At 37.7% G+C, this 23553-nt stretch carries 16 protein-coding genes; 11 read left to right on the top strand and 5 right to left on the bottom strand.

Annotated features, from left to right (window positions below):
- The first annotated feature begins 479 nt into the window (after positions 1 to 479).
- The 5 genes from clpB to BCL90_RS05395 all read left to right on the top strand — a co-directional run bounded on the left by clpB (position 480) and on the right by BCL90_RS05395 (position 7868).
- Positions 480 to 3080 carry an ATP-dependent chaperone ClpB gene (gene clpB / locus BCL90_RS05415; protein WP_121282980.1) on the top strand — a complete coding sequence of 867 codons (2601 nt, stop codon included), beginning with the start codon at positions 480 to 482 and terminating at the stop codon, positions 3078 to 3080.
- 374 nt (positions 3081 to 3454) lie between these two features.
- Complete coding sequence (locus tag BCL90_RS05410; RefSeq protein WP_121282979.1) at positions 3455 to 5641, top strand: M60 family metallopeptidase; 2187 nt, start codon at positions 3455 to 3457, stop codon at positions 5639 to 5641.
- Positions 5642 to 5767: 126 nt separating this feature from the next.
- On the top strand, positions 5768 to 6421 hold the full coding sequence (locus tag BCL90_RS05405; RefSeq protein WP_134380580.1) for an outer membrane beta-barrel protein: 654 nt from the start codon (positions 5768 to 5770) through the stop codon (positions 6419 to 6421).
- An 11-nt stretch (positions 6422 to 6432) separates the two neighbouring features.
- Complete coding sequence (locus tag BCL90_RS05400; RefSeq protein WP_121282977.1) at positions 6433 to 7062, top strand: hypothetical protein; 630 nt, start codon at positions 6433 to 6435, stop codon at positions 7060 to 7062.
- A gap of 164 nt (positions 7063 to 7226) precedes the next feature.
- Positions 7227 to 7868, top strand: a complete 642-nt coding sequence (locus tag BCL90_RS05395) for an outer membrane beta-barrel protein (protein ID WP_121282976.1) — start codon at positions 7227 to 7229, stop codon at positions 7866 to 7868.
- A 53-nt stretch (positions 7869 to 7921) separates the two neighbouring features.
- On the opposite strand, the gene BCL90_RS05390 is transcribed toward BCL90_RS05395, so the two are convergent.
- Complete coding sequence (locus BCL90_RS05390; RefSeq protein WP_121282975.1) at positions 7922 to 9124, bottom strand: MFS transporter; 1203 nt, start codon at positions 9122 to 9124, stop codon at positions 7922 to 7924.
- A gap of 103 nt (positions 9125 to 9227) precedes the next feature.
- Between BCL90_RS05390 and BCL90_RS05385 the strand changes: the two genes are divergently transcribed.
- Both BCL90_RS05385 and BCL90_RS05380 read left to right on the top strand, forming a co-directional pair.
- Entirely contained in the window at positions 9228 to 9785 is a 558-nt protein-coding gene (locus BCL90_RS05385; protein ID WP_121282974.1) for an NADPH-dependent FMN reductase, read from the top strand.
- 318 nt (positions 9786 to 10103) lie between these two features.
- Positions 10104 to 10706 carry an outer membrane beta-barrel protein gene (locus BCL90_RS05380; RefSeq protein WP_121282973.1) on the top strand — a complete coding sequence of 201 codons (603 nt, stop codon included), beginning with the start codon at positions 10104 to 10106 and terminating at the stop codon, positions 10704 to 10706.
- A gap of 81 nt (positions 10707 to 10787) precedes the next feature.
- Here the strand turns inward: BCL90_RS05380 and BCL90_RS05375 are convergent, their stop codons facing one another.
- On the bottom strand, positions 10788 to 12440 hold the full coding sequence (locus BCL90_RS05375; protein ID WP_121282972.1) for a M28 family metallopeptidase: 1653 nt from the start codon (positions 12438 to 12440) through the stop codon (positions 10788 to 10790).
- Between the two features lie 237 nt (positions 12441 to 12677).
- Positions 12678 to 15503, bottom strand: coding sequence for a S8 family peptidase (locus tag BCL90_RS05370; protein ID WP_121282971.1), 2826 nt, complete (start codon positions 15501 to 15503; stop codon positions 12678 to 12680).
- Positions 15504 to 15625: 122 nt separating this feature from the next.
- Between BCL90_RS05370 and BCL90_RS05365 the strand changes: the two genes are divergently transcribed.
- Entirely contained in the window at positions 15626 to 16462 is an 837-nt protein-coding gene (locus BCL90_RS05365; RefSeq protein ID WP_121282970.1) for a M57 family metalloprotease, read from the top strand.
- 596 nt (positions 16463 to 17058) lie between these two features.
- Here BCL90_RS05365 and BCL90_RS05360 read toward each other — a convergent pair.
- Positions 17059 to 19566, bottom strand: coding sequence for a S9 family peptidase (locus BCL90_RS05360; RefSeq protein ID WP_121282969.1), 2508 nt, complete (start codon positions 19564 to 19566; stop codon positions 17059 to 17061).
- A gap of 176 nt (positions 19567 to 19742) precedes the next feature.
- On the opposite strand from BCL90_RS05360, the gene BCL90_RS05355 reads away from it, so the two are divergent.
- The 3 genes from BCL90_RS05355 to BCL90_RS05345 all read left to right on the top strand — a co-directional run bounded on the left by BCL90_RS05355 (position 19743) and on the right by BCL90_RS05345 (position 22759).
- Positions 19743 to 20621, top strand: a complete 879-nt coding sequence (locus BCL90_RS05355; protein ID WP_121282968.1) for a polysaccharide deacetylase family protein — start codon at positions 19743 to 19745, stop codon at positions 20619 to 20621.
- Between the two features lie 27 nt (positions 20622 to 20648).
- A complete protein-coding gene (locus BCL90_RS05350) occupies positions 20649 to 21509 on the top strand; it encodes a polysaccharide deacetylase family protein (RefSeq protein ID WP_121282967.1) in 861 nt (286 codons plus the stop codon).
- An 89-nt stretch (positions 21510 to 21598) separates the two neighbouring features.
- Positions 21599 to 22759, top strand: a complete 1161-nt coding sequence (locus BCL90_RS05345; RefSeq protein ID WP_121282966.1) for a DUF3298 and DUF4163 domain-containing protein — start codon at positions 21599 to 21601, stop codon at positions 22757 to 22759.
- A gap of 224 nt (positions 22760 to 22983) precedes the next feature.
- On the opposite strand, the gene BCL90_RS05340 is transcribed toward BCL90_RS05345, so the two are convergent.
- Positions 22984 to 23436, bottom strand: coding sequence for a 3-oxoacyl-ACP synthase (locus tag BCL90_RS05340; protein WP_121282965.1), 453 nt, complete (start codon positions 23434 to 23436; stop codon positions 22984 to 22986).
- Positions 23437 to 23553 lie beyond the last annotated feature (117 nt).

The raw sequence follows: 23553 nt of genomic DNA, 5'->3' as shown, positions 1-23553 counted from the left end.
CCGGAGTGAAACCCTGAAAGGCCCCGATATTTCTATGGATGTCTGTCATCCTGAGGCACGAAGGATCTTTAAGCGATAGATTACTGATTCATCGATTAATATTGCTTCAAGTCTTTACATTGTGGATAAAGATTCTTCACTGCGTTCAGAATGACACCAATGATTCCGCGTTAGGGATTGTAAGGGTTAAGTACCGATCCTTCATCGGTACCGGAGCACAGCGGAGCCCTGAAAAGCCTGGGCCCTTGCGCAGCTTGGGTAACGCCCAAATCAATTGGCAGTTGGCAATTCTCACTACAAACCAATCTATTAAAGATTCTTCACTGCGCTCAGAATGACAGCAAGCGAAAGCACGACAAAATTTCAGCATAAAATACTAAAAACCAGCAATTTAGTCACTTAAAACAAAAGCTTACCGACAAAATTTCCGATTGTAAAATCAAAACAGATATGGCATTTGTTTTGACCTAAAATGAAATATGAACTTCAACAATTTTACCATAAAAGCCCAGGAAGCAATTCAACAGGCTTCTGAAATAGCCCAGGGCAATCAGCAACAGGCTATTGAAACGGCACACCTGCTTAAAGGTTTGCTCACTGTTGATGAAAATGTAGTTTCTTATGTTTTAAAGAAACTGAACGTTAACCTTAATTCACTAAATCAAAACTTAGATGCAGAGATTGCTAAATTCCCGAAAGTGAGTGGAAGTAATGTCTATCTGTCATCTAATGCAAATAGCGTTTTACAGAAAGCGCAGACGTTTTTAAAAGAGTTTAAAGATGAATTTGTGTCTGTAGAACATTTATTATTAGGCATTTTAGCCGTTAACGATAGCACCTCAAAATTATTAAAAGAGCAAGGCGTTAATGAAAAAGACCTTAAAAAAGCCATTGTAGAATTACGTGGTGATAACCGGGTAACCGATCAGAATGCCGAAGCCACTTATCAGGCTCTGAGCAAATATGCAAGGAATTTAAACGAGTATGCCGAAAGTGGAAAACTGGATCCGGTAATTGGCCGCGATGAAGAAATCCGTCGGGTGATCCAGATTTTATCACGAAGGACCAAAAACAATCCGATTTTAATTGGTGAACCAGGTGTGGGTAAAACTGCCATTGCCGAAGGAATTGCCTTTAGGATTATTAAAGGTGATGTGCCTGAGAACTTAAAAAGCAAAGTGGTGTATTCTCTTGATATGGGTTCGCTTATTGCGGGTGCAAAATATAAAGGCGAATTCGAAGAGCGTTTAAAAGCTGTAGTTAAAGAAGTTACGCAAAGCGACGGTGAAATCGTACTGTTTATTGATGAGATCCACACTTTAGTGGGTGCTGGTGGCGGTGAAGGTGCAATGGATGCAGCGAATATTTTGAAACCTGCCCTTGCCCGTGGAGAGCTGCGTGCCATTGGTGCCACAACTTTAGATGAATACCAGAAATATTTAGAAAAAGATAAAGCCCTGGAGCGTCGTTTCCAAAAGGTAATGGTGGAAGAACCTGACACCCAGGACGCCATTTCTATCCTCCGTGGATTAAAAGAACGGTACGAAACCCACCATAAAGTAAGGATTAAAGATGAAGCCATTATCGCTGCTGTAGAAATGAGTCAGCGGTATATCTCTGATCGTTTCTTGCCAGATAAGGCCATCGATTTAATGGATGAGGCTGCATCTAAATTGCGAATGGAGATGGACAGCGTACCAGAACATGTGGATGCTTTAGACCGTGAAATTATGCGTTTAGAAATTGAACGCGAAGCGATTAAACGCGAAAAAGACGATAGAAAGGTTAAAGAACTTTCAGAAGAAATTGCAAACCTTTCAGCCGAGCGTGATGAATTTAAAGCCAAATGGCAAGGCGAGAAAGATCTGGTAGATGCGGTAAACAACGAGTTAGAGCAGATTGAGCACTATAAGTTAGAAGCCGAACAGGCAGAACGTGCAGGCGATTACGGTAAAGTGGCCGAAATCCGTTATGGAAAAATTAAAGAAGCCCAGGATAAAGTTGAAAAGCTTAAAGCCGATTTGGAAAGCCAGCAAAGCGATAGCCGTATGCTTAAGGAAGAAGTTACAGCCGATGATATTGCAGGCGTAGTTGGCCGTTGGACCGGGATTCCGGTTACGAAACTGATTGCCAGTGAGCGCGAAAAATTGCTTCACTTAGAAGAAGAGTTACACCAGCGCGTGGCTGGTCAGGACGAAGCAATTGAAGCCATTTCTGATGCCATCCGCCGCTCGCGTGCGGGCTTGCAGGATAAACGCAAACCAATCGGCTCTTTCATCTTTTTAGGCACTACCGGTGTTGGTAAAACGGAACTTGCAAAAGCCCTTGCCGAATTTTTATTCAACGATGAAAATGCACTCACCCGTATCGATATGAGTGAATACCAGGAGCGCCATGCCGTGTCGCGTTTAATCGGGGCGCCTCCAGGTTATGTTGGTTACGATGAAGGCGGACAGTTAACAGAGGCCGTTAGACGTAAACCATATTCTGTAGTATTGCTTGATGAGATTGAAAAAGCACACCCCGATGTATTTAATATCCTGTTACAGGTATTGGATGACGGTCGCTTAACCGATAATAAAGGAAGGACGGTGAATTTTAAAAATACCATCATCATCATGACCTCTAACATTGGTGCACATTTAATTCAGGATAACTTTAAAAATTTAAGCGACGAAAACCGCGATGAGATAGTTGCCAAAACCAAAAACGAATTGTTTGAGGTATTAAAACAGACCATTCGTCCTGAGTTTTTGAACAGGATTGATGAGCTGATTATGTTTACCCCGTTAAACCGCAGCGAAATCAGAAATATTGTAAGCTTACAGTTTAAACAGGTACAGCAAACATTGGCCGAAATGGGTATAGAAATGGATGCCAGTGATGAAGCTTTAGATTGGCTGGCACAATTGGGTTACGATCCTCAGTTTGGTGCAAGACCGTTAAAAAGGGTCATTCAAAAAAGAATTTTAAATGAGTTGTCGAAAGAGATATTGGCGGGTAAGATCGATAAAGACAGCAAAATTAAATTAGATATGTTCGATCATAAATTTGTATTCCTGAACCAAAACGCTGGTTAAAACAGTTTAAATCAAAGAGGTTAAATTATAAAGGCAATTCAGTCCCAGATACTGTCATGTTGAGCCTGTCGAAACACCTAAAAACATTATTTAAATAGGTCCTGACAGGCTTAAGATGACAATTTATATTTATGATATAAGTTCTTTTTTGCTATAATTTTAAAACCTGAATAGTTAAGATAAGAAGTTATTTAGCTTTTTTTAACATACGCGATGTTGTTATAGCAATTTTAGATGCTTAAAATTGTAATATACAAGCTCTTGAAAATGAATCTAAAAACCTATCTGCTCTTAACTCTGGTATTCCTCGCCAGTTATGCCTCTGCGCAAAATTTCAAAAATCATCACTTTTAAAAGACATCAAGTCTTTACCCATGCCCGATACAGGCAAATTTGTTTCGGCGTTTTATACTACGAATGAAGAACCTAATATCGTAGCAACACACAGGCTTGCCCCACAGGTAGAAGTTTTAACTACAATAATCATGACCAGTACCTTAGGTAAAGGACAGATTTTTGCTATTGGCTCATCAGCATATTTTGAAAGCAAATTATTGAGCGATCAAAATGTTCAAAAACTATTAAAAAACATACTCGAAAATGCAAGCACTCAACCAAACAAACTTAAAGTAGCTGTAACCAAATCTGCAGACCCCGCCTTAATTAGTTTCTTAAAAGCCAATAAAGCGAGAGTTTATTTTACTGAAAACGCCAAATTTCAGCCCAATACCAGTTTATTTTTTTTAACAGAAGATGTTAAGAATACAACTGCACAACAAAAAATCGAAAAATATATACGAGATGGCGGTCAACTCATTTATGGCTCCCCCTATCCAGGTATTTTTAAACATCGAGACCACACCAAATCCTACCTCAACGACCTGGTTAAAATAAACAGTTTACTCAGCAAGGCAGGGATATTTAACGCTTATACTTTAATTCAGGCAAATCACATTAACGATACCTTGAATTTAAAAGATGTTCCTTTTTATCTTAGTGTGAAAGCTATCTTTAAACAGTTGGCAAACCCTGCTTTTAAAGACATTGATCCAACAGAGTATGCTTATGGAATAGAGCCAAATCTTGAACTTACCTTTTCAAACAATGCTGATACCAGTCAAATTATTAAAAAGTTAAAATCCATTTTAGTGATTAGTGATACATTAGCTGTTCCAACGCTCAAAAATCCACTTGATATTTCCACACCAGCAAAAAAAGCAGGTTATAAATTTTCAAAATATCTTTTTGACAAAAGCCATAATGTAGATAAAGCAACAGACTTTGTTTATCCTGAAAGTAAGGTCTTTCCAGGCGAAGTACCTAAAAACGCAAAAAGAACTACCGAGTTTATTGATATTGCCGTTAAAGTAGGTTCGCAAGGGTTAGCTGACCCTTATCCAAACTATTTTAGGTTACACAGTACAGGCGTTTATGTGCCGGCCGGCGAAAAAGTTCGCGTTGTAATTGATCCCAAATATAAAACCCAATATTTGAAGGCACAAATCGGCATCCATAATGACGATTTAAAACATACGGATAACCTGGTAAGATCAGGTTTCGATCTAACAAGATCATTTGAACTGGAAAAAGATACGACAACCGTTTTTTCACCTTATGGCGGATTGTTGTACATTAGAATTCCAGACAGTTCTACACTTAAATCGATAAGTATTATTGCAAATGGTGTGGTTAAAGCTCCCTATTACAAACTAGAAAAAAATAATCTGACCGAGTGGGCAAGCATCAAAAATAATCCTGCGCCATGGACAGAATTAGCTACAGATAAAATTATACTCACCGTACCAACCTATCGCATTAAAAACTTAGAAAATCCTGAGTCGTTATTAAAATTATGGAACCAAATAATGGATGCAGATGCCGATTTAGCCGTTATTAGTCAAACCAGAACACATCCCGAAAGAATAATCATTGATAATCAGGTTGCTTATGGTTATATGTTTACGATTTGGGATAAAATTGTGGCCCCCGACGATGAAAGTTGCGAATTGATGCTAAACGAAAAAATACTGAAAGAGAAAGGAAGCTGGGGCCATTTCCACGAGTTAGGCCATCGCCATCAATTTTGGGGTCTTGATATGGATGAAGTTAGTGAAGTAACCACTAACCTTTATACAATATATGTATATGATAAAGTATTAAAAAAGGGCTTATATAATCACGATGGAATTGCAAGTAGAGATAAAGTAAAGGAGAAAATCCATAATTATCTTCAAAACAAGCCTACTTTTGAAAAATGGGGAAAGAGCCCCTTTACCGCTTTATGCATGTACATCCAAATTATTGAACATTTTGGATGGGAGTCTATTATCAAAGCCAATAAAATATACCGCGAAATGGACCCTAGAAAGTATTATCAAAATAGGTTAGACAACCAACAACGGATAGACCTCTGGTATACAACCATCTGCAAAACTACCAATACTAATTTATCGTCGTTTTTCGAAATATGGAAAATACCGTTGAGCGAAAAAGCAAAAGCAGAAATGCATCACTATAAAACCTGGATCCCGCAAGAATTCGTTACTTATTTACCACATTAACGCATATTATCCCGCAGCTAAATCTGTGGGATTTTTTATTTAAAAAGTAACTAACATGATAGTTCATTTTCTTGCATTTTGTCTCAATAATGATTATTATTGATTACACACAAAAACACAAATAAAATGAAACCTAAATTAATCATCATGGCGCTGTTATGCGCCGTCAGTTGGCGCAGCTATGCCCAAACTGAAAAAGGAACCGGCTTTGCCGGAATCAGTCTAAGTTTTGGAACTTCAAAACAAAACAACACATCACAAACCCTAAACACTTTTACCGCTACACCAAGGGGAGGCTATTTTTTTGCCAATAATTTTGCTGTAGGTTTAGAGCTTCCCTTAAATCTTTCCAAACTACGCAGCGAAAGTTATATTTCCTGGGACGAAGAAGATGGAAGATACGAAGACCGCTTTGGTCCAAAAGAATTTAGCTTCGGCATATCTCCTTTCATACGGAAATATGTGGATGTTAAAAATCGGTTTAAGTTTTTTGCACAGGCTAATTTGCTGCTCCAAATTAACACATTCAATAGAATTGACGATGAAGGTTATCTTATCCGTACCGATGCGCGTGCAAAAGGCTTTGGGGCAAGTTTAAGTCCAGGTTTTGCTTATATGCTTTCCAACGATTCGAGTATCGAGTTTTCGTTTCCTATTTTAAGTTTTTTCCATCAAAATTATTATGCCGAAGAATCGCTGTACAACTTTGATAAGAAAAACAACTTGCGATTTGCACTTGATAACTTTACACCTACTTTCACGATCAATATTCACTTCTAACCTTAGATTTCATGAAAAATATATTCAGCCGGCTAAACTTAAAGGTTTTAAGCTTAACCCTACTTTTAACTTATGCATTTTGTGTAAAAGCACAAACTACAGCAAACACAGAATTAAAATATTACAAAAGTATTTTCCCTGAAGAAAACGGAAAGATCAAATCTATTGGCAATACCAATTTTGAATACTACAAAAGCATTTTTCCCGAAGAAAACGGAAAGATTAAATCGATTGGAGATAAGAAATTTGAATATTACAAAAGTATTTTTCCAGAGGAAAATGGTAAAATTAAATCTATTGGTGATAAAAAAATTGAATATTCCAGAAGCATCTTTCCTGAAGAAAATGGAAAAGTAAAATCAATCGGGGATATATCAATCGAATATTATCGAAGTATATTTCCCGAGGAAGATGGAAAAATCAAATCAATTGGTAATGTCTCCATCGAATATTACAGAAGCATTTTCCCTGAAGAAAACGGGAAGATCAAATCAATTGGCGGTGCCCAAATCGAATATTACAGAAGCATTTTTCCAGAAGAAAATGGAAAGCTCAAATCAATTACAGGCGAAACAGGTAGCGATTTCAATTTTTCTCCTACTGAACTGTATTATTTCATACTGAATGCAAATTCGAAGTAAAATACAATCCCATTATTCTTAATATATCGAACGCCGATCTAACAAATCAGATCGGTGTTTTTTTTTTATCACTGATAATCAACAGCTTAAACAAAAACAAACTAAAAAAATAGTTACTTTCATTTTTTTATTTTATTATTGAATACACAAAAAACACAAATGAAATGAAAAAACAATTATTAGTTACAGCTATGGCTGTGGGTATCTCCCTATGCGGTTTCGCGCAAACAAAAGGAACAAACGCTTTAAGCTTTGGCGTTAATTCAACTACCAACAAACTCTCTGGAAACAACTATGAAAACAAAGTGAAAAACAACTCATTCACATTGGGTTATGGTTACTTTTTTAAAGACAACAATAAAATTGGGTTGGATTTGACTTATGGATTAAATAAAAATACTTATGGGAACGACAATATAAATAACCAGGAGCAAAAAAGCTATGGCGGTAACCTAAGTTATCAGCACTATTTCCCGCTTGTAAAAACCTTATTTGCTTATGCAGGTGGGAAAGCCAGCTATACACACAGTAAAAATAACAGCGAATTTACTAACACTTACCCACAAGTAACCAATTATACTTCCAACCAATACGCTGTAGGCGCATATGGAGGTATCACCTGGTTTGTTTCTAAAAGATTTGCATTAGAAACAAGTTTGTTATCGGCAGATATTGCCTACAGCAAAACAGAACAAAATGAGGTTAGCGCCAATAACGCTTTTACCAAAAGCGAATATACCTCATTCAATTTAAGCAGCCAGGGATTTATCAATAACCTGGGCTTTAAGATTTATATCCTATTTTAACCTCTTCAACTATCAAAGCTTTGGCCCATCCCCTTAAAAATGGATGGGCTTTTCTATTTCTTCTTCGTTTCAATATTCGGCAAGAATCCGGTTAACAAACCGATCAAAGGCAGAAACGCACAAATATTAAATACATGTTCGATACTGGTAGAATCTGCTAATTTACCCAACAAGGCCGATCCGATACCCCCCATACCAAAGGCAAAGCCAAAAAACAAACCGGCAACTAAACCTACCTTTCCTGGGATGAGCTCTTGCGCATAAACCAAAATGGCCGAAAATGCCGATGCCAAAATCATCCCAATTGGAACAATGAGCACACCAACCCAGAACAGACTGGCATGTGGCAGCAATAATGCAAATGGTGCTGTACCCAATATCGAAGCCCATATCACATATTTTCGTCCAATTTTATCACCTATGGGTCCGCCAAGCAACGTTCCTGCAGCTACCGAGAATAAGAATACAAATAAATAAATCTGTGAGGTTTGCACCGAAACATGAAATTTATCGATGAGGTAAAAGGTGAAATAATTGGTTAAACTCGCCATATAGAAATATTTCGAGAAAATTAACAAGAGTAAAATGCACACCGAAAAGATCACCTTCCCTCTCGAAAACTGATTAACAACAGTTTGAATATTGATCTTTTTACTTCTCGAAAGCATAAATCCTTTGTACCAATTGCCAACATAGGTTAGAATGATAATAGCTAAAAGTGCAATTACCGAAAACCAGATCACGCTGAACTGCCCATAAGGAACAATAATCCAGGCGGCCAATAGTGGACCTAAAGAACTACCGGCATTACCTCCCAACTGGAAAACAGATTGTGCCAATCCCCTCTTTCCTCCAGATGCGGCATGCGCCATCCTGGAGGCTTCCGGATGAAATATAGAAGAACCTATCCCAATAAAACAAACTGAAATTAATATGGTATAAAAATGAGTAGATTGGGAAAGCGAAACTAAACCGATCAGGGTAAATCCCATCCCTATTGCAAGAGAATACGGTTGAGGCTTTTTATCCGTATATAAACCCACAAAAGGCTGTAACAGCGATGCGGCTAACTGAAAAGTTAAAGTAATTAACCCGATCTGCGAAAAACTTAAATGATAACTGGTTTTAATGATCGGGTAAATTGCAGGAATTAATGATTGTATGGTGTCATTTAATAAATGCGAAAAACTTAAAGCAAAAAGGATCGGAAAAACGGTTTTTTCAATAATGGAAGTGGTAGATGTATTTTCAGTCATAACGAATAGCTTACATGCCAAAAATAGTTATTATAAATTTTTAAACTACACCGATTATCCTTGCAAAAACCAAACATTTTGATAATGTTCTGGTTTAATAGCTATGGAAAAGAACAGAAAAATTGTTGGTTTATGTGGAAGTTTAAGAAAAGGATCTTACAATGCGATGTTACTTAAAGTGGCAGGCGGATTGATCCCTGAAGGTATCGAATTTGAAATTGTGGCCTATGATGACATCCCCGTTTATAACGCCGACCATGATTTGCCAGAAACCGAAGAACGCCCTGCAAGCGTAATGAAATTTAGGGAGGCCCTGGCCGCTGCTGATGCTTTTATCATTGTTTCTCCTGAATATAATTATTCTATTCCAGGTGGATTAAAAAATGCCATTGATTGGGCAAGCCGTGGCAAAGATTCGCCTTTGATGCATAAACCTGTTGCGGTAATGGGTGCTACCCAAGGTATGTGGGGAACCGTTAGAATGCAAATGGCATTTTTGCCTGTTTTTACATTCCTGAATATGAATCCGGTTTTACAGCCAGAAGTTTTAATTGCCCAGGCTCAAAATAAATTCGATGCGGATGGAAATTTAAATGATGAAAAAACAATCTCAATTATCCAAAAGAAAATAGAAAACCTCATTTCGGCCTGTAAGGTTTAATCCACTACCATAATAACTCCTCCTAAAATTCTGCCATTTTGGACAAAGTAAAGTCTGACATTTATACAAAAAAAGTCAGATTGTCAATTTGTCATGCCTAAAAAATTAATCAATCGATTGATTTTTCGTCACACGAAAATAATATTGAATTAACATTAAATTTACATCTGTTTGTGCATTAAGCAGTTGAGCAAAAACTGATTTTTTGATGACGCAGACAAAGTTTTCTGGCACAAGTGTTGACTTTTATTCAAATATAGTCAAAAATTAAAAAAGTAAAATTGACTATATTTTAATCACAAATAAATAATAAAAAAGATGAAAAAACTATTATTATCTTTAGTAGCAGTAGCAGGTTTAGTTTATGGTGCACAAGCACAAACTGAAAAAGGAAATTTTATGTTAGGTGGTAATGTAGGTGTAAACTCTACAAAAGTAGATGGCGCCCCAAAAGCAGATTTTAGCTTTAGCGTATTACCAAGTGCTGGTTATTTTATCAGCGATAATTTTGCAATTGGTACCGGTGTTGGTTACGAATACGATAAAAAAGTGAGCAGCAGAACAGAGAATGGTGCATTTAAAGTTTCTCCTTTCGGACGTTACTATGTTGGTTTATCGGATCAATTTAAATTCTTCGGACAATTATCTGTGCCTTTGGCTTTCGGTCAGTTAAAAACAACTGATGCGAACGGTGATAACGCTGTTAAAACCGGTACTACTACTAAAATCGGTGTAGAACTTGCTCCAGGATTTGCGTTTTTCCCAACAAAAAGAATTGGTATCGAACTTTCGGTTAAAGGTTTAAGCTACGACAACTATACTGTTAAAGCTGAAGGAACTGGCGCTAAAGTTAAAACCAATACTTTCGGTTTAAACGCTGATACTTTCGCACCAAGATTAGGTGTACAGTTCTACTTTTAATTAATTCTCCCTTAAGGGAAATTTAATAAATGACTTTTTTTTTCGAAGAGCGTCCCGGTTTACCATCGGGACGCTTTTTGTTTACTTCTTTTCTCTAATGGCTTTAAATTCCGATCCGTCTTTCCATTTCGGATACGAAGTTTCATTACTGATACGATACCCCATATCAAAAAGCATTCGAACATCTTCTACAATACCTGATAAATCCCAGTTTTTGGCATCGAAATTATCCTGTGGCGAATGGTAACGGAATTTGGTAAAATCAGCCACCTGCTTTAATCCCCATGTTCTGCCGTTTTTGATGTTATCTACACCCGAACCGGTAAATAATGAAGGTACACCAACCTTTGCCAGATTAAAATGATCAGAACGGTAATACAATCCAGATGATTGAACAGGATCTGGCACGATTACCCGCCCTTGTTTTTTAGCTGCTTCCGCAGCATAATCTTCCAATTCTGACTGACCAAAGCCGTACACCACAACATCTTTCGTTTTACCCGCTATACCCATCATATCCATATTGATGTTGGCCACGGTTTTGTCCAGTGGAAAAACAGGATGTTTGGCATAATACTCAGATCCTAAAAGACCTTGTTCTTCTGCTGTATAGGAAATAAACAAAATGGTACGTCCAGGTACTTTAGGCAATTTTTTAAATGCCGAAGCAATTTCGAATAAAGCAGCTACTCCTGTTGCATTATCAACAGCTCCGTTATAAATAGAATCACCTTGTACTTTTTCTCCTACACCCAGGTGATCCCAGTGTGCCGAATAAATAATAGCTTCATCTTTACGTTTATCGCCTGGTATTTTAGCCAGAACATTATACGTAACCGATTTCCTGATGGTATTTTTGACTTTTAGTGAGGTGGTAATATTTAAATCAACAGCCTTAAAACCTTTTTTCCGGGCACTTAAAGCCAATTGATCGAATGATTTCCCATCCAATGCAAATAGCTGTTTCGCCTTATCTAAAGTAATCCAGCCTTCTACCACAGCCCTGCTCATTCCACTATCTTCGCTTTGCAGGGTAAGTTTAGATTTCGACCAACCACTTCGAACAACTGTCCACGGATAAGCAGCTGGCTCGGTATCATGAACAATAATAATCCCTGTTGCTCCCTGACGGGCAGCTTCTTCAAATTTATAGGTCCATCTGCCATAGTAAGTCATATTTTTACCTTTAAATAAGGTAGAATCTGCAAAACCAGGATCATTAATCAACACCACTACCGTTTTTCCCTTTACATCAAGGTTCGCATAATCGTTCCAGCCAAATTCCGGAGCTACAATGCCATAGCCTGCAAAAACAAGCTGTGAGTTACTCATGCTCACTTCATCTTGCACACGGCGGGTACCAGCAACAAAATCAGTTAGATAATTTAATGTTAGCGAAGCATTTTTTCCTTTCAATACCATTTTATCTTCAGGTACCGATTTAATTTCTACCATCGGCACCTCCTGAAAGAAACTATTTCCATTGCCTGGCTGCAGGCCTAGTTTTTCGAACTGAGCTTTTAGATAATTAATGGTTTTGGTTTCGCCTTTGGTAAAGGGTTTTCTTCCCTCCAAACTATCAGCAGCAATAACAGATAAATATTGGGTTAAACTCGAATCATTAATGGCTTTTATGGCTAAAGAATCGGCACCAGCGCCAGTGCTTTTTGCACCTTGCTTGCAGGAACCAAAGAACAGAAGTGTGCAACTGGAAAGTAGGAGGAGTTTTTTCATTTATAAAGGATTGTTTTTAAATAAATCGCATTTTCTGAAAATTACGAAGAAATCAGGAGTTCCATCTTAAATGTGAGTATAAACGTGCAATTAGTCTCCCGCGGATCTCACAAATTACGCAGATAGGGCTTAAAATCTTTTGTTATTATATTTCAGCGTTTATCATCTTAAATCTGCTGGAAAAAACATATCCTCCCGCTCATCGCAAAGATTTACGCAAAACATGTATAGTTAGAGTTATTTCTTAATCAGCTTAAATTTCTTCAATTGTTGCCCATTTTTATTAATCACCCCTACATAAACCCCTGTTGATAAAGCATTGAGTGCAAATTTATTCGAACTCGTGGCTTTTTCTTCGAAAACTTTCTGCCCTAATATGTTAAAAACAGACAGACTATAATCTTCAAATGATCCGCTCAGAATGGTTAAATAATCAGCTACAGGGTTAGGGAAAAAAGAAAATTCATCCTCTTTCAGGATAACCACCGATACCAGGTCGCTTTGTACCTGACCGTTAGCCGTTTCGAAAGTAACACGATAAAACTGGATTCCTGCTTTCGGTTTATCATCAAAGGTGGTATAATTAAGCTGATTTGAAATGGGTTTTGTCTGCTCTAAAACACTAAAAGTATTTGGACCTGTCAGTTTTTCCCAGATGATGTTCTTTAAATCCAAAGTAGTGCCTATGCTCAGGTCAATTCTTATCCGCTGATCATCAGCCACTGATGCAAATAAATTTCTCACATAACAGGCGATCCCCTGCTGTGTATAATCGATCGTATAACTTTTCAGCCCCGTAAAATCTGTACCGTTTGCCGCCACAGCAAAATATTTGCTCTTAATCTTGCTTGTATCCAGTTTTACTATCGTATCAGCAAGGGTTAATACCGGGGAAAGGATATTATCTACGACATTGTACAAAGTGTAGTCTTTTGCACCTGGTTGTGGGTTCCAGTTAAGCACCAAACCATCTTTACAAAAATAGCCAACGCTTAATATCCTGGGACTGGAAATAACAAACGGTTGACTCAATATTACATTTCCTTCCACTTCCATTTTTATCATTGCTGTAACAAACAAATCTGGTGGATTCCAATGGTAAAAGCCCGTACTTAAATCGACACCCGAAGCAATTGATTTCCATGTAGTACCTCCATCATAACTCACCAACAAATTTCCGGTTTGGCTTGTATAAGTATTCTCCCAACGAATATAATTATCTTCATTGGCAAAAAAGTATTCGTTTTTTCCAGGACTAGTAAAAGAAAAAGTGTTTTTGAATGTGTAACGATAAGCCAATGCGAAAGGCTGGTTATTACCTTGTTCAATCCTATTGCCTTTGACATGAATAGTATAAGCACCGGTGGATGGATTATCAAGGGTAATCTGCTGAACATTATTGATTATGTCTGCCTTACGCACTGCCGGTTTTGAGAGGGAATCTAAATGAGGAAAACTGCTTAATACCCAGGGCAGGATTTGGCTCCCTGTGGGAATTTCAAGACTTAAATCTAATCCATTAACCAAACTTTGTGCTGCATTTACAACAGCAGGGGGATCGTTCCAGGCAATAGTCAGTTTCACTTCGGCTACATTAGCAGGAATAGCCAAAGGAACAAGAAAATCCTGATTTTTGGCCACTTCGTACAATGACGCCCTGTTTTCATCTAAAGTTTTTAACGATTGGGCTACATTGAGTTTTCCATAGCCATAAACGAAGTCGACCTGCGGTGTGCCTAAATCGTCGGCAGAATTAATCACTGTTGCCCTGATGAGCGATGCAGAAGGGGCTTTTTTATGTTTCTGCCGGTAAAATTGTTCGAGCAAAGCAATAGACCCGCTTGTAATTGCTGCAGCGCCTGATGTTCCGTCTTCGCCTAAAGCAACAAGTTCAGGTTTTACACGACCATCATAAGCAGGCCCCTTGCTGCTCAGATTTTCAGAAATATTTTCTCTGTTGATCCCTCCTATCACCAATAGATTTTTCGCCTGCTTAAAATTACCCGTTAAATTGGCACGGGCAGTAATACCTTGGTAAAACCCCACTGAAGGTGTGCTTGTTCCTTTATTTCCGGCAGAAAAAACATGCATCAAAGTATCCGTTTCGAAAATCTGTTTATCGTATGCTGCAGCCTCTATTCCGTAATCGTTATCAACATCGGTACCATAAGAATGATTTTGGATGCTAACCTGAAGTTTATTTAAATCAGTAATCAGGTCGGGCATCAGATTAGTGAAATCAGAATAGGCAAGTTTGGCCTTTGGTGCTGCACCTAAACCCCTGATAAAGGAATTACCGTTTCCTAAAGCTAAAGTTGCCATAATGGTAGCATGAGTGGTAGGCGTTTTGCCAATAGTAGCTCCGGTTACCGTTTTGCCCAATAAATCAAGATCGGTAGCATCGTACATCCCTTCTTTAAAAGAAACATTTATACCCGCACCATCAATGCCAGGGAAAAGATTTCTGGCGTTAGAAATTTGGTTTAAAGTCAGGTCGAGGCCATTTATAACCTCCTCCTCTTTGGCAACAGGTAAAATATCGGCATATAAAACATCATTAAGCTCCAACAACAACATTAAATCGCTTGATGATAGGTAAACAGTAAAAATGTGATTTACAGTATCAGTTGATTTTATATTGGAACCTGAAACAGCCTCTGGTAACGCATTTATATTTTTTAAGGCCAGTCGGACCAGGATAGAATCGTTTCTTTTATTGCTTTTATTCAGCACTTTCATCAATCTATCACTCACCTTCCAAAGTCCGTTGGCTTGTTCCTGGTAAATTATATCGTTGGAAAAGTTAGAAATATTCGATTTTTCGACGATAAAATAATCGCCTGAAAGACTTTTTTGGGGTTTCAATAATTGAATTTCGGCCGCTGTTAAGGTACGGTTGAACCTGATCAAAAAAGGTTGATCGTTACTTAACTTTAAAGCGTTACCCGTTCTTGAAATATATTTTTCATTTTTTTTCTCTATTCCACCAGGTTGTACCTGTGCGTTTAAACTAAGAACAGACAGACAAAAAGATAAAACTAAAAATACAGTAATGACTTTCAATAATTATTTTATTATAAAATTTTGTTTACATGGTTTATCTTCCCTAAATTAGGATTTATAAGGTAATCCACAAACATTATTAACTAACTAATTCAACCTAAACTAAATTAATTTTAACTAAGATGAAAACAACTAATTTTTTATCGATTGCAGCAGCATGTCTTCTACTCACGAACCTCTACTCTTGTAAGAGTAATAATACAGAAAATGCAGTAGAAAGCAAGACTGAAATTTCAGCAGACAAGTTATCACAGATCAAATCCTTAGGCTTCAGTACCGACAATATCCGCAAGATAGACGAAGGTTATTTGGTGGAAGGCGATATTCTTTTAACTGACGACAATTTAGCTGAACCATCTACTGATGCAAACCTAAATATTGCCGAAACTGAACAATACCGAACTACAAACCTGGTTAAATCTTTGCCACGTGTAATTACGGTGTCGGTAACCAATTTACCTCAGGTATATAGCGATGCTGTAAACACCATGATTTCGAGATACAACTCGTTGGGTTTACGTATCACTTTCAGAAGGGCTAATGCCGGAACAACAGGAAACATTAATGTGATAGGTTTTAACGAAGGTCCGAGCGGTGGTTTTATTACCTTAGGTTCTGCTGGTTTCCCTACTTCTTCAGGTCAGCCTTTTAACCAGATCAGAATGAACACCAATTCAGCTGCGTATGGTTCCAATCCTAATTTGCTGTACCTGGCTTCAGTAATCCAGCACGAAGTTGGCCATTGCATTGGTTTCCGTCATACAGATTACATGAACCGTGCTTTTAGCTGTGGTGCAAGTGGCGCAGGCAATGAAGGCGCATCGAATGTTGGCGCTGTAAGAATACCAGGAACGCCTTCTAATCCTGATGCAGCTTCATTCATGTTAGCCTGTTCTAACGGCGGCAACCGCACTTTTAATGCAAATGATGTAATTGCTGTAAATTACCTTTACAAATAAAACCCCTTAACGGATTACCTTAACAGATCAGAAGCCCCGAAATTTTCGGGGCTTTTTTGTTTGACTCTTATTAAACAAGTTACTACTAATCACAGATGCACACAAATCAACACGGATTGATCTGTGTGCATCTGTGGTTAAATAAATAACAAAATGTTTGTGAGGGCACAATCCATTGCGAAAAGGGAAAATTTTGCAATCGAAAGGTTTAGATTTGGAACACAACCCTAAAATAATTAAACCTGATAGCGCCAAATAGCTCCCGATTTAAGAAAATATTGTATTTAAGAAAATTCAAATCGGGACTATAGGCAATAGCAGGGCTGAAATAACCGAAGAACTACCAGGCCCTGCTTTCCAAAAAACTATCTAACAGTAAAACAAATACTTACTGAGTAGATTGCCACAGCTAATAAAAAATTAGCTTCGCAATGACGACTTATCGTTATAAAAAATGCTTTGTGAGGATACAAACCATGGCGGGAAAATTGTTTCCAAAAAACAGATGGCTTGTAGTAAAAATATTTAACCACAGATAGACACCAATAAACACGAATTGAATCTGTGTGCATCCTTTTTATCTGTGGTTAAATGAATTATTTTCCGTTCTGTTCGATATCTCTATCCATTTCTACCAGATCAACATCACTCGGGTCAGAAAAATCGCCAATTAAATATTTGTTAAAGTGATCGGCTAGTTTCCAGAAAGCATATTCTGTCATATCTCCAAAACCATGGCGCTGACCTGGAATAATCAGGAAATCGAAACGTTTACCTGCTTTCATTAATGCATTGGCTACACGGATAGAATTTGCCGGATGTACATTGTTGTCTACATCACCGTGCATCAATAACAAATGTCCTTTTAGGTTTTTTGCTAAATCAGGGTTTTTATCAATGCTGTATTTAAATGAAGTATCGCCTTTTAATGAAATGGTTTCTTTTACACCATGGTGTTTCTCGCTCCACCAGCGGTTATAAATACTATTATCATGGTTTCCTGCGTTCGAAACCGCAGCTTTAAAGAAATCGGGATAAACTAACATGGCCGCTGTAGACATAAAACCACCGCCAGAGTGACCGGTAATACCCACCTTCGACTCGTCTATGTACGAATATTTGGCGGCCAATTGTTCAACAGCAGTTTTTTTGTCAGCTAAACCATAATCGCGCAGATTGCCGTAACCATACGTATGGTACCATTTAGAACGCGAAGGGTTTCCTCCTCTGTTACCTACCGTAATAACGATGTAACCAAATTGGGCTAAACGCTCGGTACGGTCCATGCTTTTGCTGAAAGCTTTGTTTACCGCTTCTGTTTGTGGCCCTGGGTAAACATATTCGATGATCGGGTACTTTTTATTGGGATCGAAATCAAAAGGTTTATACATAACACCGTACAAATCAGTTATTCCATCGTCTGCTTTTACTTTGAAAGGTTCAGGGAATTTGTAACCTGCTGTCATCAGCAACGAAAGATCTATAGTTTCAAGATCCATTACTTTTTTGCCTGTTCCATCATAAAGCGTCGCTTTTGGTGCAGTATTTACCCTCGAATAATTATCAACAAAAAAAGTATTGTTATCGTTCATATTCGCCAGATGGTCAAAATCGCCGGCATTTAACAATTTCATGTTCGAGCCATCAAAATTGATGCTGTATAAATGTAAATAATAAGGATCTTCTTTGCCTTCCCTGCCATTTGCCGTAAAATAAAGAATGCGTTTTTTCTCGTCGATATTTACGATGCTCTCACAGTGGAAAGCACCTTTGGTAATCTGGTTTTTAAGCTTCCCATTTCCATCAAAAAGATAAAAATGTGCCCAGCCATCGCGCTCACTCCAATGAATCAACTCTTTACCATCGTTAACCAAACCCGGACGGTTAACTTCAACATAAGTATTAAAGCGTTCGTCTATTAAAGGTGTAACTTTTCCGGTGGCAATATCAACAGTACCGATGTCGATACGTTTTAAATCGCGGCTGGTACGCGAAAAATAGAACCTGCTATCGTTACCCAACCAAATAGACGGACGAAATTCGTTATCACGGTCTTTATTTAATGATGGTTTGCCCCATACCGAAATACTTTGATCTTTAAATGCAGCAACGCTCAGTTTTTTATAAGACTTTGCAGCAAAATCGAACAGCAAAATTTCATCCTGAGGGGCTTCGGCCTCTCCCGGCATCTGGTATTTATAGGTTTCTAAAGTTGGACGACCAGGTGTAACACTATTAATTACCCAAAGATCTTTAACCTTGCGGGAATCGGTTCTGTCTAACACAAAATATTTCGAATTCGGCGACCAGAGTACATAAGCGCCGCGACGTTTTTTATTGTTTTTTTCGTTCTCCACATTGTTTTCTCCATCGCCATCACTTCCGTACGAATAGAATTTAACGCCATCTTTAGTGAGTTGATGCTCTACAATAGTGCTGTCATCTTCATTTTTAACTGCTTTTTTGTAGTTGTCTTTATCCATCCAATACAGGTTGTAGTTACGGGAGAAGATAATGGCTGAAGAATCGGGCGCTACCGATCCCCATGATGGTTTTGGCTTTGGTTTACTGAAATTTGGTACCTCAGTTAATTTTGCACTGGCCAGTTCGTATTTGAAGGAAAATATTTTTTTCTGCATAGAATCTGCAGCTTTTTTATCTTTCCTGTCTTTCTTAAGCTCGTCTACACTGCTTTTAATTTCGAAAGAAATGCTTTTTTCGTCGGCAGCAAATTTTAAGTTTTCGAGCGGTAAATGTTCGGCATCAAACGGATCGCGAATAATTAGTGTAATATCTGCTGCCAGCTTAGCATTATCAAACATTAGTTTTTTACTTTTTGCTGCCGGATCTACCAGGTACCAGAATTTTCCTTTTGGACTTTCGAAAGTGTACCATAAACGGTTACTCAATTTTAGCCAATGCGGATCTACAGTGGTAGAATAAACCATTTTTTTCAACTTATTTGGCGAAAAACGCGATGCAAGCTGATAATTGGCTTTAGGCTGTGGCTGAATATTTTCGGTTATGGTAAACGTTTTGTTTTGTGCGGCTACAGTTAAAGATAAAAACTGCGCGCCGAGCAGGAGTTTGTAAAGTTTATTCATCAAAATTTGTTTGAGCCGCTAAATTATTTAATTAAAGGATATTAAGCAGGTCCTGATGTGTAATAAATGCGATAGTTAGCATAATTTCCTGCAACTGAAATTAATTATTAACACAATTTATTTTGATGGATAAATAATTAATGGATTTCATAGTTTTGTAGTTATATATCCTAATAATGAAATACAGCTTTTTAACCTTAATAACAGCCGGAGCAATCTTATTTGCCAGCTGCCAATCTAAATCTCAAACAGAAAATTCTGCTAATAAAGATTCTGCCGCACAAAGTACCAAAACAGAAGCAAGTACCGGAACACCGGTTGATGTTTCGAAAATTAAAGTTGCTGATGCTAAAACCATTTTAGCCAGAAAACAAGTCCCAATTTTATGTTACCACCAGGTAAGAAACTGGAAACCAACTGATGGTAAAGTGGGTAAAGACTATATTGTAGAAATCCAGAACTTTAAAGATCAGATGAAAATGCTGGCCGATAGCGGTTACCACACTATTTTACCAGATCAGCTTTATGCCTACCTGAACACCGGTGCAGCCCTGCCAAGTAAACCCATTATGTTAACTTTTGACGATACAGACCTGGATCAGTTTACCATTGTACGCCCAACGTTAGATAAACTGGGCTATAAAGCGGTTTATTTCATCATGACCGTTTCTATCGGCAAAAAAGGCAAATTTGTAGATTACATGAGCAAAGAGCAGATTAAACAACTTTCAGACGAAGGAAATGTGATTGGCAGCCATACTTATGACCATAAAAACTTTAAAAAATACGCAGGTAAGGATTGGGAAGAACAATTAGACAAACCAACCAAAAAACTGGAAGAAATTACAGGCAAAAAAATGACCGAATTTGCCTATCCTTTTGGCTTATGGAATGCAGAAGGCATCCCTGAGCTTAAAAAACGTGGTTTTAGAATGGCTTTTCAACTATCAACAAAACGTGATGAAAAAGACCCATTGTTTACCATCCGCCGGATTATTGCGAGTGGTTACTGGTCGCCAAAAACATTAAGCAACAGCATTAAAAATAGCTTTTAACTAAGCGCACAACGTTATTGAACGAATATGAGGACTTTTCTGCTCTTAGGTGCTGCTACATTATTTTTGGCCTCGTGCCAGTCATCTGATGGTGCAAAAGGAAAAACTGCTGCGAAAGTTGCTACTGAAGAAATCAAAATAGATTCAGTAAATACCAAACCTGCCGATAACAAAACCATTTTGGCAAAAAGAGAGGTCCCTGTACTGTGTTATCACCAGATCAGGAACAATATTGCCAGTGATAGTAAAAGAGCACATGACGATATTATTGCCCCTGATAAATTTAAGCAGCATATGAAAATGCTTGCTGATAGCGGCTATCACTCTATTTTACCTGATCAATTATACAATTACCTGGTTTACGGGGCTAAATTACCCGAAAAGCCAATTATGATCACTTTTGATGATACGGATGAAGACCAATTTACCATTGGGAACACTACATTGAAAAAGTACGGCTTTAAAGGTGTTTATTTTATCATGACGGTATCAATCGGCAAAAAAGGCCGCATTAGTTACATGACTAAAGAGCAGATTAAACAATTAGCTGACGAAGGAAATACCATCGCCAGCCATACTTATGATCATAAAAACTTTGCACAGTTTACCGATGCCGACTGGACGACTCAAATTGATGAACCCACAAAAAAACTGGCGCAGATTACTGGAAAAAAAATAGAATATTTTGCTTTTCCTTACGGAGTTTTCAAATCATCAACCTTACATAAGTTAAAAGAACATGGCTTTAAAGCTGCGTTTATACTTTCAACGGCAAGGGATGAAAAATACCCGCTTTACACCATCAGAAGAATAATTGATCCGGGAAGATACACGGCAAAAAACTTATATTACAGCATCAATAAGAGTTTTAACAAAACAAAATCTTAGTAAAGAGGTTTAAATTTGGAAGGTTGGCGCAATCGGATGATAAAAATCCCAATGTTACAATCTTCCAAATTAGTTAATTTGTCTGCCCTATGAAGTATTCTTTTCTTTTTTGCCTTTTCGGATTACTAATCGTATCGGCCTGTAACAATCCTAAAAATGGAACCAATACCACCGGAACTACTGATAGTACGGTTAACGTAAAAGCCGGGCTTACCGAGAGTTTCTATAAGCGGTTAGAGGGCACCATTGCAGGCAAAAAGGTAGTCATGCATCTGCAAAAAGTTGATGATGATGTAAGCGGTTTTTATTATTACGATGGCTCATGGCTTAACCTCTCAACCGATACGCTAATCGGTAAAGATAGCATGGTACTTACCGAGTATAGTTTTTATGAATCATACTTTACGCAGGATTCAAAATCACCACATTTAAAATTAAAATGGAATGGAAATGGTTTTGACGGCACATGGGAAAGTGGCGATGAAACAAAAAAATACCCGATTGCCCTGAAAGAAAAATATCCTGAAGGAAGTTATCAGTTCAATGCAGGCATTTACGAAGATTCGGTTAAAGCTTTTGCCAACCAGGCCAAATCGCCAGCTGCGCAGATCAGCTTTGAATACCTGGAAAGTAAAAATTCAGATGAATATGGCAACTGGTTAAATACTGAACTTAAAAAGATATTGGGAATAAAAGCGCAGGTTGAACGGACAATTGGTTTTAAAAATATTGCTGCAGACTATTTTAAAGATTATAAATTGCAGGTTGCCGAACAAAATAGCAATGGTGATGATTATGAGGCCTGGATGAACTACACCAACAACAGTCAGCAATCGGTTAATTATAATGATAATGGTTATGTGGTAATCGATTTCCTGGCCGATGCTTATACCGGCGGAGCACATGGTAATTATAGCAGCGTAATGTATTGTTTGGACGTGAAGAACAAAAAACAAATGGTGTTGAGCGACATTGTTAAAATAGATTCGAATACTTTACAGGGTATTTTAGAACGCAATCTTCGCAAAGAATATAATATTAAAGCCAAAGATGCCTTAAGCACTGTGCTTTTTGATGATTTTATAAAGCCAAATAATAACTTTTATTTCAATGCGAACGGCATCGCTTTTATGTATAACCCATACGAAGTAGCAAGTTACGCTCAAGGGCAAATTGTAGTGTTTATTCCTTATTCGGATTTAAAGGCTTATTTGGTGCCGGCTTTTGCGCAACGGATGGGGGTTAAGTAGCTTTACAATTAGGAGTTTTCAGTTGATTATTGGTTAACTGTTAGAACTGGTTAGCTGAAAACTTATCATCTGCGTTTATCATCTTAAATCAGCGGGAATAAATATGAAAAAGGTTTCCCGCAGATGACACAAATTTAAACGCAGATTTTCAGTGCCAACGATAATATAGAATCGCTTATCACTTCAGTATTGAACTGTTCACTACAAATTGCTAACTAAAAGCTTTACAGTATTTCTTTTACAATATAATCTTTACCATTAAACTTAAAGCTTTCATTGATAGCTTTTCCAATCAAAAACCTCCCTATCGGCGAAGCCTGCGATACCGCAAAGAATTTTTGTCCATCGGTATTTAATTCGCCTGCACTAATGCTGATGTAAAAATTACCTTCGGTAGTGAGCACCAAACTTCCGTTTTTAACCAGTCGATCTGATTCTACATTTTCAATCTGCTGTAAAGCAATTTTCTGCTGCCCGGCTTCGTACAGTAATTTACTATTACGGTCCATTTCCTGCTGCATCATCTCGCGTGTGGTTTCATATTTATCACCCGCACTACTTTTCGTATCATCGTTTGAGGCCTGACGGGCCTGTTGCAGGGAATATTCTATATTTTCTATCCTATTTTGAATAAATGTTAAGCAAAGCTGATAAAGTTTGGATTTTAATGCAGACATATATGATGTATAATGGAAGATATAAGATGGATAATGAAAGATGGGTGATGTAGAATGGTTGATGGTTCATCATGCTTCATAGTTATAATAGCCATTGACTATGAACTATCAAACCAT

The organism is Pedobacter alluvionis, from assembly GCF_003664035.1.
GTDB lineage: Bacteria > Bacteroidota > Bacteroidia > Sphingobacteriales > Sphingobacteriaceae > Pedobacter > Pedobacter alluvionis.
The sequence above is the reverse complement of the archived record's forward strand: the minus strand, read 5'-3'. Positions and strand labels throughout refer to the sequence as shown.

What these genes read in the sequence shown, in the direction of transcription:
- BCL90_RS05360 (WP_121282969.1), bottom strand. Translation starts at nt 19,566, where the DNA reads ATGAATAAACTTTACAAACTCCTGCTCGGCGCGCAGTTTTTATCTTTA.
- BCL90_RS05345 (WP_121282966.1), top strand. Translation starts at nt 21,599, where the DNA reads ATGAAGTATTCTTTTCTTTTTTGCCTTTTCGGATTACTAATCGTATCG.
- BCL90_RS05365 (WP_121282970.1), top strand. Translation starts at nt 15,626, where the DNA reads ATGAAAACAACTAATTTTTTATCGATTGCAGCAGCATGTCTTCTACTC.
- clpB (WP_121282980.1), top strand. Translation starts at nt 480, where the DNA reads ATGAACTTCAACAATTTTACCATAAAAGCCCAGGAAGCAATTCAACAG.
- BCL90_RS05375 (WP_121282972.1), bottom strand. Translation starts at nt 12,440, where the DNA reads ATGAAAAAACTCCTCCTACTTTCCAGTTGCACACTTCTGTTCTTTGGT.
- BCL90_RS05385 (WP_121282974.1), top strand. Translation starts at nt 9,228, where the DNA reads ATGGAAAAGAACAGAAAAATTGTTGGTTTATGTGGAAGTTTAAGAAAA.
- BCL90_RS05400 (WP_121282977.1), top strand. Translation starts at nt 6,433, where the DNA reads ATGAAAAATATATTCAGCCGGCTAAACTTAAAGGTTTTAAGCTTAACC.
- BCL90_RS05355 (WP_121282968.1), top strand. Translation starts at nt 19,743, where the DNA reads ATGAAATACAGCTTTTTAACCTTAATAACAGCCGGAGCAATCTTATTT.
- BCL90_RS05395 (WP_121282976.1), top strand. Translation starts at nt 7,227, where the DNA reads ATGAAAAAACAATTATTAGTTACAGCTATGGCTGTGGGTATCTCCCTA.
- BCL90_RS05405 (WP_134380580.1), top strand. Translation starts at nt 5,768, where the DNA reads ATGAAACCTAAATTAATCATCATGGCGCTGTTATGCGCCGTCAGTTGG.
- BCL90_RS05410 (WP_121282979.1), top strand. Translation starts at nt 3,455, where the DNA reads ATGCCCGATACAGGCAAATTTGTTTCGGCGTTTTATACTACGAATGAA.
- BCL90_RS05380 (WP_121282973.1), top strand. Translation starts at nt 10,104, where the DNA reads ATGAAAAAACTATTATTATCTTTAGTAGCAGTAGCAGGTTTAGTTTAT.
- BCL90_RS05350 (WP_121282967.1), top strand. Translation starts at nt 20,649, where the DNA reads ATGAGGACTTTTCTGCTCTTAGGTGCTGCTACATTATTTTTGGCCTCG.
- BCL90_RS05340 (WP_121282965.1), bottom strand. Translation starts at nt 23,436, where the DNA reads ATGTCTGCATTAAAATCCAAACTTTATCAGCTTTGCTTAACATTTATT.
- BCL90_RS05390 (WP_121282975.1), bottom strand. Translation starts at nt 9,124, where the DNA reads ATGACTGAAAATACATCTACCACTTCCATTATTGAAAAAACCGTTTTT.